This window comes from Shewanella sp. Sh95, from assembly GCF_001308045.1.
GTDB classification, from domain to species: Bacteria; Pseudomonadota; Gammaproteobacteria; order Enterobacterales; family Shewanellaceae; genus Shewanella; species Shewanella xiamenensis.
Map to the genome: position 1 here is coordinate 45,811 of NZ_LGYY01000232.1, position 12,099 is coordinate 57,909.

The 12,099-nt window shown below is 46.7% G+C and carries 8 protein-coding genes and 1 pseudogene; 4 read left to right on the forward strand and 5 right to left on the reverse strand.

Annotated elements, in window-relative coordinates; translation table 11 throughout:
• Positions 1 to 121 precede the first annotated feature (121 nt).
• The 5 genes from ruvA to AEA42_RS16980 all read right to left on the reverse strand — a co-directional run bounded on the left by ruvA (position 122) and on the right by AEA42_RS16980 (position 7,181).
• On the reverse strand, positions 122 to 739 hold the full coding sequence (gene ruvA, locus AEA42_RS16960; RefSeq protein WP_037418847.1) for a Holliday junction branch migration protein RuvA: 618 nt from the start codon (positions 737 to 739) through the stop codon (positions 122 to 124).
• A complete protein-coding gene (ruvC, locus tag AEA42_RS16965; RefSeq protein WP_037418845.1) occupies positions 736 to 1,257 on the reverse strand; it encodes a crossover junction endodeoxyribonuclease RuvC in 522 nt (173 codons plus the stop codon). The genes ruvA and ruvC overlap by 4 nt, the downstream gene beginning before the upstream one ends.
• A gap of 187 nt (positions 1,258 to 1,444) precedes the next feature.
• On the reverse strand, positions 1,445 to 2,191 hold the full coding sequence (locus AEA42_RS16970; protein ID WP_055648359.1) for a YebC/PmpR family DNA-binding transcriptional regulator: 747 nt from the start codon (positions 2,189 to 2,191) through the stop codon (positions 1,445 to 1,447).
• Positions 2,192 to 2,407: 216 nt separating this feature from the next.
• The gene (gene aspS, locus AEA42_RS16975) at positions 2,408 to 4,183 is read right to left on the reverse strand and encodes an aspartate--tRNA ligase (RefSeq protein ID WP_055648360.1); all 1,776 of its coding nucleotides are present in this window, start codon (positions 4,181 to 4,183) and stop codon (positions 2,408 to 2,410) included.
• Positions 4,184 to 4,367: 184 nt separating this feature from the next.
• Positions 4,368 to 7,181: a transporter substrate-binding domain-containing protein gene (locus AEA42_RS16980; protein WP_055648361.1), complete on the reverse strand. Its 2,814-nt coding sequence runs from the start codon at positions 7,179 to 7,181 to the stop codon at positions 4,368 to 4,370.
• 150 nt (positions 7,182 to 7,331) lie between these two features.
• On the opposite strand from AEA42_RS16980, the gene cmoA reads away from it, so the two are divergent.
• From cmoA to AEA42_RS17000, 4 genes and pseudogenes are all read left to right on the forward strand, one after another.
• Positions 7,332 to 8,063: a carboxy-S-adenosyl-L-methionine synthase CmoA gene (gene cmoA / locus AEA42_RS16985; protein ID WP_037418836.1), complete on the forward strand. Its 732-nt coding sequence runs from the start codon at positions 7,332 to 7,334 to the stop codon at positions 8,061 to 8,063.
• The gene (gene cmoB / locus AEA42_RS16990; RefSeq protein WP_047539995.1) at positions 8,060 to 9,052 is read left to right on the forward strand and encodes a tRNA 5-methoxyuridine(34)/uridine 5-oxyacetic acid(34) synthase CmoB; all 993 of its coding nucleotides are present in this window, start codon (positions 8,060 to 8,062) and stop codon (positions 9,050 to 9,052) included. The genes cmoA and cmoB overlap by 4 nt, the downstream gene beginning before the upstream one ends.
• Positions 9,053 to 9,081: 29 nt before the next feature.
• Positions 9,082 to 10,980 carry a M3 family metallopeptidase gene (locus AEA42_RS16995; RefSeq protein WP_231640414.1) on the forward strand — a complete coding sequence of 633 codons (1,899 nt, stop codon included), beginning with the start codon at positions 9,082 to 9,084 and terminating at the stop codon, positions 10,978 to 10,980.
• Between the two features lie 214 nt (positions 10,981 to 11,194).
• A pseudogene (locus AEA42_RS17000) lies at positions 11,195 to 11,971 on the forward strand (LysR family transcriptional regulator); the annotation flags it as partial.
• Between the last annotated feature and the right edge of the window lie 128 nt (positions 11,972 to 12,099).

The window sequence follows — 12,099 nt, forward strand, 5'->3', positions numbered from 1 at the left end:
ACCTATTCCTGTTACCGCATTGCATTCTTGGCATGCGGCACTTGCTATTTTGCTGCAGTTGCAGCCTGCTTGGCTGCAAAAATCGCGCACCGCAATAAACTGCCTCAATCAAAACCATGCGTTAGAGCATCGATTTTAACGCGGCCTTAATTAAGGTCTCACTGTCCATGCCTTCTTTAAAGGCTGCTGAAACCGCTTTGCTCGCCTGTGGCGGTTTATAGCCGAGGGAGATCAACGCTGAAATCGCATCCTCTTCAGCACTGTTGACCATAGGTGCAGGTGAATAATTAGACTGCAGCACAAACTCACGCTCGGAGCCCACTGACGCCTCCATCAGGCTCTTGAGTTTATCGCGCATTTCTACCAATAACCGCTCGGCGGTCTTTTTACCAACACCGGGTAATTTTACCAGTGTCACTATATCATCGCGCTCAACACAGCCCACAAATTCACTGGCCGTCATGCCAGAAAGAATTGTTAATGCGAGTTTTGGGCCAACACCGTTAGCCTTAATCAATAAGCGAAACAGTGAACGCTCTTGTTTGGTGATAAAACCATACAGCAGCTGGGCGTCTTCACGCACCACAAAATGGGTATAAACCGTGGTCGGTTGATTGAGTTCAGGGAGCTCATAAAAGCTGGTCAGCGGCATTTGTAATTCGTAACCGACCCCGTTTACATCAATCAACACCTCTGGCGCTTGCTTTTCAATTAACACTCCACGTAAACGACCTATCATCTGTACCGTCCATATGTTCTTGTTGTCGCTCGGCCGCTTAAGGCAACCAAACTTTGATTGGTGTGATAATGACATACTGCAACGCCGAGTGCATCCGCGGCGTCTGCCTGTGGTGCGGCTGGGAGCTTTAGCAATTGCTGGATCATATGTTGAACCTGCTCTTTCTTGGCACGTCCCGTCCCTACCACCGCATTTTTTATCTGTGTTGCGCTGTATTCTGCAACAGGTAAATTCGCCACGGTTGCTGCGACAATTGCTGCGCCACGGGCTTGACCCAATTTCAAGGCTGAGTCAGCATTTTTAGCCAGAAACACCCGTTCAATGGCAAACTCATCGGGTTGATATTGGCGAATAATTTCACTGATCCCATCAAAGATCTGCTTTAATCTTAACGGCAGATCATCACCCGAGGTACGAATGCAGCCACTGCCTAAATAAAGTTGCTGCCGCCCTTGGCATTGGATAACGCCGTAACCTGTGATCCGCGATCCCGGGTCTACACCTAAAATAATTGCCATTGTTTCCTTATGCGTGCGCCTTACGTAAATCGGTCGATTTGCGCCTTAACAGCGCCTCAACCAAATCATGACTGATTAAAGAACCATTAAAGAACCACTCAAAACCTGCTCGCGTTCATTCAACCAAAGGAGACACGTTGTCTTCTCAGCATCTAGCTTGCAAACACTTGTACCTCCCCAAGTTGGCTTAACCCAAACTTTCCATAATCTCATCAGAAATTTCCGCATTATGATACACCTCTTGCACATCATCGTGCTCTTCAAGGGTATCAATAAGGCGCATAAACTTCTCGGCAGTCTCGGCATCTAACTCGGCTTTGGTCGAGGCTATCATCGCGATTTCGGCGTTATCACTGACAAACCCTGCGGCATCGAGGGCATCTTTCACCCCGTAAAACGCGGTTGGTTCAGTAAATACATCAATCGCGCCATCATCGTAACTCACCACATCTTCAGCGCCCGCTTCGAGCGCCGCGTCCATTAGGGCATCTTCATCGGTGCCCGGCGCATAGGACAACACGCCGCGCTTAGTGAACAAATAGGCAACCGAACCATCGGTTCCTAAGTTACCGCCCGATTTGCTAAAGGCATTACGTACGCCGCTGACGGTACGGTTACGATTATCTGTCATGGTTTCCACCATCACCGCTGTGCCGCCTGGGCCGTAACCTTCGTAAATAATGGTTTCGAGCTGCTGACCTTCAAGCTCGCCAGCACCGCGCTTAATCGCGCGCTCAATGGTATCGCGGGTCATATTGCCACCCAGCGCCTTATCGATGGCGATACGTAAACGGGGGTTTGAATCGGGATCTGAGCCGCCTTCGCGGGCCGAAACCGTTAGTTCACGGATAAATTTGGTAAAGAGTTTACCGCGCTTGGCATCTTGCGCTGCTTTGCGGTGTTTAATGTTGGCCCACTTACTATGACCTGCCATGGGAGTTCTCCTCTACATGTAGCCATTGCACATCTTATCAATAGCCTAAGGTAACCTTGACGGTGCCTCGAATAAGGCGCCTTTACTCAATGTTCCTTTACACAGTGAATGACGGCAAATTAAGTGACGTCGATAACGCAGATATTGATAAGAAATGAAATGACGGGGTAAAAATAGACCGAGGCTTGCGCCTCGGTACTCGATAATCGCTAAAGATTAGTCTTCAGTCTTCGCGGCTTTCACCACGGAAATACCTAGTTCAGCTAATTGTTGTGGATTAGCAAAACCTGGCGCATTGGTTAACGGGCACGCCGCTGTGGTGGTTTTCGGGAATGCCATCACATCACGGATGGAGCTTGCGCCCGTCATCAGCATGATAATACGGTCTAAACCGAATGCCAGACCCGCATGTGGTGGCGTACCGTAGCGCAGCGCTTCGAGTAGGAAGCCGAATTTCTCTTTCGCTTCTTCGTCGGTAATGCCCAGAATGCGGAATACCGCAGATTGCATCTCTTGGTTGTGGATACGTACCGAACCACCACCTAATTCACAGCCGTTTAATACCATGTCGTAGGCATCGGACACACGGTTAGCCGGATTGGCTTCCAGCTCTTGTGGTGTCACGCCGCGTGGCGCAGTAAACGGATGGTGAACCGCGTGGAAGCTGCCGTTGATCTTCTCAAACATCGGGAAGTCAACCACCCACAAAGGACGCCATTGACCTTCAAGCAGATTAAAGTCTTCACCGGCTTTAAGACGCAGTGCACCCATCGATTCAGCAACCACAGTCGCTTGATCAGCACCAAACAGAATAATATCGCCAGTTTGTGCGCCAGTGCGGCTTATGATTTCGTTAACAATGCTCTCATTCAAGAACTTAAGCACAGGCGATTGAATGCCTTCTAGGCCTTGAGTCAGGTCGTTTAGCTTCATCCACGCTAAGCCCTTGGCGCCGTATATGCCAACAAACTTTGTGTAATCGTCGATTTGCTTACGAGACAGGCTTGCACCGCCAGGAATACGCAGCGCCGCAACACGGCCTTCTTCGTCATTGGCTGGACCTGAGAATACTGCAAACTCCACTTCTTTGAGTAAGTCAGCCACGTCAACCAGTTCTAATGGGTTACGTAAATCTGGCTTATCTGAACCGAAACGACGCATGGCTTCGTTATAGGTCATACGTGGAAATTCGCCTAAATCGACGTTCAGCATCTCAAGGAACAGACCACGCATCATTTCTTCAGTCTTAGCCATCACCTGCTCAGACGTCATAAATGAGGTTTCGATATCGATTTGAGTAAATTCTGGCTGACGGTCAGCACGTAAGTCTTCGTCACGGAAGCATTTTACGATTTGATAGTAACGATCAAAGCCTGACATCATCAGCAACTGTTTAAACAGCTGCGGTGATTGTGGCAGCGCGAAGAATTGACCTTTGTAAGTGCGGCTTGGCACTAAATAGTCACGGGCACCTTCTGGCGTTGCTTTGGTCAGGATAGGCGTCTCGATATCTAAGAAGCCGTTTGAGTCGAGGAAACGACGCACTGCACTGGTCACTTTAGCGCGGAACATTAACCGCTGTGCCATTTCTGGGCGACGTAAATCTAAATAGCGATATTTTAAACGCTGCTCTTCACTGTTGTTTTGATAGTTATCCAAGCTCAGCGGCAGTGGCTCTGAACTGTTGATAATAGTCAGTGCTTTACCTAACACTTCAATTTCGCCAGTTTTCATTTGCGCGTTAACTTGGCTATCAGGACGGGTACGAACCACACCTTTTACCTGCACACAAAACTCAGCGCGCAGTGTGCTAGCCACATTGAACACCTCAGGTAAATCTGGATCGTAAACCACTTGGACCAGACCTTCTCTGTCTCTTAAATCTAAAAAGACAACGCCACCCAAATCACGGCTACGATTAACCCAACCTACCAAGGTAACTTCTTGTCCAACGTGAGACTTATTGACGTCTCCACAATAATGACTGCGCATCTAACTCTATCCTTTATCCGGAAACCGGTGCTTTGGAAATAATCAAAACGAGATAAAACCGGCATTATAGTCAAATAATGCCGATTACCAAAGTACTTCACTTTTAGGCGGTGAAGTATCAAACAGTTTTACGCCCTTGACTAGAGGCGAACGCACTATCTATGCATAAACGTACAAAAAAACATCAAGCCACGCGGTAGCAACGCCCACCCGCCGTTTTGGCTTGATACATTAATTGATCCGCTTTTTTTAATAATTCAATCGCCGTATCACCATCGCGGGGATAAATCACCACACCGATACTCACAGCAATTTCTACCTTTACGCCTTCAAAAGTGAAGGGCGATGAAAGCGAGTGCAGAATATTATCAGCAACTTGGGTCGCGGCATCGAGATCTTGCACACGATTTAGCAGGATAACAAACTCATCGCCGCCAAATCGAGCCACAGTATCAGAATGGCGAACGGCTTGCGTCAGTAATCCCGCCACCCGTAGAAGCAAGGCATCACCTATTGGATGTCCATGCTGATCATTGATTTGTTTGAATCCATCTAAATCAATAAACAGCAGCGCAAAATGGCTCTGATCGCGACGATGGGCTAATAGTGCCTGCGATAATCGATCATCGAGTAAGCCTCGATTAGGTAACTGGGTTAATGCATCATGGTTCGCAACGTATTGCAAACGTTTTTCCGCCGCAATACGGCGCGTGATCTCACGATTTAGACGACGATTAACCACTAATACCGCGATCATCACCACCGATAAACTCAACGCTCCAAGCAATAAATAGCGGATCCAACGCAAGTATTGCCCATCGTCAGTGGCAATCGCGAAATTCACCCAATGGGAATAGATTTGTTGCTGCTTTTGCTGATCGATCTGCGCTAATACTCGGTTGATTAATGGTGCCAATGGGGTAAATTGCGGATTTATACCAAAATGACTATGCTGGTCGGCTAAATCGCTTAAGAGTGACATTTTAAGTAAAGGATACTGGCCTGTTTTTAACTCAGAGGCTAGCGTCACCACCTTATCAATAAACACATCGGCATTACCTTCATTTACCGCTAAAAGCCCTGAGTGCGTATCGGGTACCAATACGAGCTTCAGCGAAGGTTGTAGCATCATTAGTTGAGCGACAAGATGATAGCCTTCAACCACGGCCACTCTCTGACCTGCCAATTGTGCCAAATTAAAGACAGAGACTTGTTCAAGCTGCGATACTAGCCCCCATGGCGATGGCCAATAGGTATCACTAAAAACCACATGCTGTTGCCGCTCAGCGGTTTTAGCAATACTGCCCGCCAGTGCAATCTCTCCTGTTCGCAATGCGCGAATAAGCGACTGCCAATCATCAAACGCAACGGGTTGGATCTTAAGATGCAATTGCTGGGCGAACATATTTACGATATCACTATTAATGCCCGCGAATTGCCCTTGTTCATCACTAAACTCCATGGGCGGCCACTGCTTAAGATAACCCAGTTTGAGTTCACCCAATTGTGAAAGATAGTTTTGTTCGCTGCTTGAGAGTTGGATACTGCGTAAGCCTGCCTGATTAAAAATACGGTCTTTAGGGTTAAGCATCCATTTTTGTTCAACATCAGCAAATTCCTGCATGCTAATGCTGTGAAATCCATTGCTGATCCGTTGAGTCAGTCCTGGATCATCGCTTCGAGTTAACACATAGATATCGGTAGGAAATTCCAGCTCAGGGTATTGATTAAAATCGGCCCATGCTTTGTTTTGCAGAAGATAATGGGTAGTCCATGCTCCCGCTGCAACAAACCCAACAATCTCTCCCGCTCTTGCACCGGCGACCATCGCATCCATACTGTCATAGTAACGCAATGACACATCCGGCAGAGCTTTGCGTAACTGGACTAAATATGGCGCCGTTGGCACAACACCAATACGTTTACCTTTTAAGCGATGTAAATCAGTTAATTGCTGCTGATACAAAAACAGTCGACTCTTTACCGTATACAATTGCCACGCGCGAGTTAACCCCGTTTTCATGTCATCACTCTCGGGATAACCAATATGAGCATCGGCTAACCCTTGACGTACATCGTTAACACTGCCGTTCATATCGCCTGAGATAAAATCGACATCAATCCCCGTTTTAGCCGACCATAGTCGCCAAAGATCTACATAAAAACCATGGGGTAAACCATCAACACCTAAATCAACAAAAGGTTCAACTCCCAGTTGCATTGCGACTATCAGTCCCGCTTTTTGGCCGTGGTAACCCAACCAGCGACGCTCAGTTTGTTGGATAAATTTAGGGTCAAGAGCATTAAAGCCCGCCTTAATTTTATTCAGTAAGGCGGTATTGTGCTTCATCACCGCAGGCACAAATTGCATCGCTTTGATGGGGATACGTATATTGAGAGGAAAATTTGCTGCGATCGTTTGGTTAGAGGAAGGGTCGCGAAGATAACCGTCGAGCCCAGCAAACACCACTGTGTCACCCGCCGCCACACCTGCAAGTAGCTTTTCACGGCTTTCATAATATTTAAATACTAACGCAGGTTCGATACGGCGTAATTCCGCTTCATGGGAAGAACCGGACACAATTCCAATCTGGTAAGGCACCAATTCTTTAATGTTTTTTTTGCCCTGCAAGGATTTATGTAAATACAAATAGGTGCGAACATCAGCAATCGGATCGGCAAAATCAAATAGTTGTTCACGCTCCGGGGTTTTACCCATGCCAATATGCACTTGGGCGTTTCCCTGTTGTAACTGTGCGAGGGATTCATTCCAGTGTCGCGCAACAAAAACAAGTGAGGTATCGGTACGTTTACCCCACTCCTTCCAAAGATCGACTAATAACCCCGTGGCTTCGCCCTCGTTATCCACAAATTGATAGGGAAAGCTGTCTTCCCCCATCACCACGATAAGCGAATCAGTCGGTCCTTGACTGGCATTAACTGTGTTGTTCGAAAAAACACAACACAGGATCACAATAAGCTGGAACACTAACTTCAACTGGGGTCCCTAGTACCTGATGTACAATGTAAATACTTTGTTATTTATCGCATATTAGACAGAAATTTCTGGCAAATTACTAGCCCGAGACTTGCTGCTAGTCAACGGGATTCGTTAAAATGCGGGGTTGAATTTTCGAGACATTCCCAAATGAACGCTTCCCAAGATACTATCTACGCTCAAGCGAGCGAGCACATTAGCGATTTCCAGTTTGATAGCCGTGTTGCGGGTGTCTTTAGTGACATGATCCGCCGCTCAGTGCCTGGTTACACACAAATTATCAATACTATCGGCGATTTTGCGGATCGTTTTGTTAAACCTAATACCCAGATTTACGACTTAGGATGCTCTTTAGGTGCTGCAACATTGAGCATTCGCCGCCAGATCCAAGGCCGTGACTGCCGAATTGTTGCCGTAGACAATAGTGAGTCTATGGTGACGCGCTGCCAAGAAAACCTCAATGCCTATGTCAGTGATACTGAGGTTGAGCTGATCTGCGGTGATATTCGCGATATTCACATCGAAAACGCCTCCTTAGTGGTGCTCAACTTTACGCTACAATTTTTACCTCCCGAGGACAGAGAGTCACTTATTGCCAAGATTTATCAAGGCTTAAATCCAGGAGGGATCTTAGTACTCTCGGAAAAAATTCGCTTTGATGATGCGCCAATTCAAAGTGTACTTGAAGAACTGCATCTCGACTTTAAACGAGCCAATGGCTATAGCGAGCTCGAAATCAGTCAAAAACGTAGTGCGCTGGAAAATGTCATGAAACCAGATACCTTAAGTACGCATCAACAGCGCTTAACTCGCCAAGGGTTTAGTCACTTTAGTACATGGTTCCAATGTTTTAACTTTGCTTCTATGGTGGCCATCAAGTGATTAATTTTAGCTCCTTTTATCAACAAATCGCCGACTCAAATTTACAACATTGGCTTGAAACCTTGCCAGCAATCCTCGGTAAATGGCAAAGAGAACACAAACACGGCAACCTCCCGAAATGGGAAAAAGTGCTTAATAAACTGCACTATCCAAGCCCAGATAAAGTCGATTTTGTTGATAGTGTCACGATAGGCACGGGTGAGCAGCTCACGCCAGGCGAAAAGGAAAAACTCGAGAATTTACTGCGGCTCTTTATGCCTTGGCGTAAAGGTCCATTCCATATTCACGGCATTCATATCGACACCGAATGGCGCAGCGATTGGAAATGGGATCGGGTTAAACCGCATATTTCGCCCCTGCAAAACCGTACAGTACTCGATGTAGGTTGCGGTAGCGGCTATCACATGTGGCGTATGTTAGGGGCCGGCGCTAAGCGTGTCGTGGGTATCGACCCTTCCCCGCTGTTTTTATGCCAATTTGAAGCGGTTAAACGCTTGAGTGGTGAGAATCACCCTGTGCACCTGTTGCCACTTGGTATTGAAGAACTTCCGCCATTGGATGCCTTCGATACGGTATTCTCCATGGGCGTCTTGTATCACAGACGCTCACCCATTGATCACTTGTTGCAATTACGCGATCAGTTACGTATGGGGGGAGAATTAGTATTAGAGACGTTAGTGATTGATGGTGATGAAAACGCCGTACTCGTCCCGCAAGATAGGTATGGCAAAATGAATAACGTTTGGTTTATTCCATCCGTTGCGGCACTGATGCTCTGGCTTAAAAAATGTGATTTCACCGACATACGTTGTGTCGATACCGATGTCACCGCCCTTGCCGAGCAGCGCCGAACCGATTGGATGCCAAATGAATCACTGGTTGAATATCTTGACCCTAACGATATCACTAAGACTATCGAGGGTTACCCCGCACCGAAACGTGCAACGATTATTGCAGTGAAAAATCAGCCGAATCAAGATTTGAATTAAGGCATGATACACTTAGGCATGTTAAAGCCATGTCATCCCATACCATGAGAGTCACTGCCCCGTTGCCTATGCCAAAAACATTGTTTACGGCTAGCCTGTTTGGCTGGTGTTTATTATCCTCTATTGGTGCAGCCTCTGCTGCACCAAGCCCTGTACCTCTGCTAGTGGAACAGTGTTTACGTCATCCTAATATTGACTTGACTAGCGCCTTTAGCCGCTATGCCAATACACATAATTTGCCCACTTTAACGCTCTCAGATAAAGCCTTGGTATTAGAGCAACACACCATAGGGCTTAATAACATTAATGACAGACTCAACTACTACCGAGGTTTATCCCTCTCGGGCGAAGAACGCCAAGGACTACTGCAATGTCAGTTGCGCCTTGCCGATATCCTAAACGACCTGCTGAGCCAAGCAACATTCAACCAACTTGTCGATGAGCTCACTGATGCGGCTGATAAACATAGCAATGATGAGCATCTCACCCAAGATCAACTCTTATTCGGTGAACAATTAGTCGCATTACTACGTCAACATCAATCTCCCCTTGATAAGGCCAAACTGCACACAGCACAAGCTACTATTCGACAAGGATTAGGCAGTCAACAATTTCATTTAGCGGTTCAAGCAACCCAATGCCAACTGCCAACTGAGGTTACTACTGCCAACACAGAAAATGTCGCCGTTGATGCAACCGACAACGCCACAGAAACATCAAATACAACATTTTCCGGCACGATTGTCGGTTATCTCTTAAAACAACCCGATCGCCACTGTCGGCAAATTCTGTGGCAGGCCTATCAAGGTCGTGCCCGCGAGCATAACCAACTCGCATTGCATCGTATTGCAGAATTGCGTCAACAAATGGCAAATGACGCAAACTTTATCGATTTTGCCAGTTACAGCTTAGCTGAACAGCAACTCAATTCTCCTGCGTTAGTAAAACAGTTTCTCGACAGCCAAACTGAATCAATTGGAGTCGCACCTTGGGATGTCGGCCGTAAATTATCGCAGCTAAGTAGTGCCAAACAGATTTCCTTACACACTGGCGAAGTGCTCGATAATGCTTTTGCTATTCTCGGTGAGTATGGATTGAGTTTTGAAGTGATAGATGGGCATATTGCATCAACCGCGGCTCAACGGCAGCAACAAATCATCCGGGTTTACCACCAACATCGTTTGCTTGGTGAAGTGTATCTTGACGTAAATAGTCGGCATGCCAGTGCCAGTCAACATACCCTCAGACAAAGTGTAATTGGCCAACAGTTTGGTCAACAGGCACTCGAGCTTAATCCCACACTCAACAGTGACAAAGATATTGAACGTTTTTGCAATGCGTTAGCCCAAGCTGTTGTAGCACTTGCACGGGGAAGCCATTTTTATCTAAACAATACCTTAGGCCCGAGTCTCGATTCAAATCAGTTACCAAGCCTTTGGCTAGCCAATGTATTACACGAAACACTCTTTCCAAAATATGATATTCAACATATAGCGCCAAGGGAGATACTCGCCAAGGCCTATACCAAACAACTTAATGTTTTTCGCGCTAAAGTGGCGCTTAATTTTTATCAGTCTTTAAAACAGCAAAGCTATCCCGATCTACAAGCAGAGTTTAGTAAGAGTTTTGGCGCAAATTGGGAACAACCAATTGACTATGCATATAGTTTCAATGCAATCGCTAATGAAGGCCCACGCTATTATCAATCCCTGTGGCAAACGCAATTAGCTAAATTTGTCTATTTATCCACACAAGACTGCCAAGATAAACTTGGGCTTTTTAATCTGTTGGTAGTCAATGAGGCTGCACTCACCTTAAGTGAGCAACTACACGCTACTATTGGCGATCCCGTTGATGCGGCATCGCTTATCCAGAGGATTATCGTTGTTTTAGGATCGCACGCTAACGCTAGCCATTGTGCTTTTTAGCGGTTTAACACAATGGGAACGGTGATTTGCACACACCAGCAAACAATATCCACGCGTAATCTTACCGTCAGTAATAATCATACCGCTGCACATCGCCGCGATTATCGTCTTCCAATTAAATCACCGATACTATTGAAAAAACGATCATGACTCGCCACTATAGGGCTAAACCTATCGTTTTTTTAGAAAATTGTCGTTAGACATTAGGATCTCCATGACTCGCGCTAAATCCACCCTTGAGCAATGGCGTATTTTACAGGCCGTCGTCGATTATGGCGGCTACGCGCAGGCGGCAGAAAAACTCAACAAGAGCCAATCGTCTCTCAACCATGCTGTCGCCAAGTTGCAACATCAATTGGGAATTGAGCTACTCGAAGTCCGTGGGCGTAAAGCCTATCTGACGCCACAGGGCGAAGTGTTACTGCGACGTTCACGCCATGTCACTCAATCTGTGAATGAATTAGAACAACTTGCTAGCAACCTAGAGCAAGGTTGGGAGCCAACGCTGACCATTGCCCGTGAAATTGTCTATCCGATGGAAAGCCTTGTATGTGCGCTAAGTGACTTTCTGCCCCATAGCCGTGGTACTCGCATTATTATGCTTGATTCAGTGATCACTGGGACGCAGGAGCTGATCTTGCAGAATAAAGTCGATATCGCCATTTGTGCAGGCATCCCACCCAAAGGCTATTTATCCGAGCCTCTATGTGAACAAGAGCTGCATCTGGTTTGCCACCCGAGCCATCCCTTAGCCGACATTGGCACTTTAGATGACGACAAACTGTTGGCACAGCATCTGCAATTAGTGATCAAAGACACGGGCGTGCAATCTAACATTGATATCGGCTGGCTCAAAGCCGAGCAGCGCTGGACAGTATCTAACTTCCATGAGGCGAAAGTTATTTTAAACCAGGGAATTGGTTTTTGTTGGATCCCATCCTTCCTTATCCAAGAAGAATTAGCCGCGAGTAAACTGGTGCGTTTACACCTGCAACCGACTTTCCGCACCTGATTTAGGAATAAATTTGCCGATACCGTTCGCCTAACACGTCGAGAATGATCTGCTGGTCCACTGTGAGTCCTGTGACTTGAGGTGGCGCCTCTCCCAACTGGTACTCG

What these genes read in the sequence shown, in the direction of transcription:
- aspS (WP_055648360.1), bottom strand. Translation starts at nt 4,183, where the DNA reads ATGCGCAGTCATTATTGTGGAGACGTCAATAAGTCTCACGTTGGACAA.
- AEA42_RS16970 (WP_055648359.1), bottom strand. Translation starts at nt 2,191, where the DNA reads ATGGCAGGTCATAGTAAGTGGGCCAACATTAAACACCGCAAAGCAGCG.
- ruvA (WP_037418847.1), bottom strand. Translation starts at nt 739, where the DNA reads ATGATAGGTCGTTTACGTGGAGTGTTAATTGAAAAGCAAGCGCCAGAG.
- cmoA (WP_037418836.1), top strand. Translation starts at nt 7,332, where the DNA reads ATGAACGCTTCCCAAGATACTATCTACGCTCAAGCGAGCGAGCACATT.
- AEA42_RS16995 (WP_231640414.1), top strand. Translation starts at nt 9,082, where the DNA reads ATGTCATCCCATACCATGAGAGTCACTGCCCCGTTGCCTATGCCAAAA.
- ruvC (WP_037418845.1), bottom strand. Translation starts at nt 1,257, where the DNA reads ATGGCAATTATTTTAGGTGTAGACCCGGGATCGCGGATCACAGGTTAC.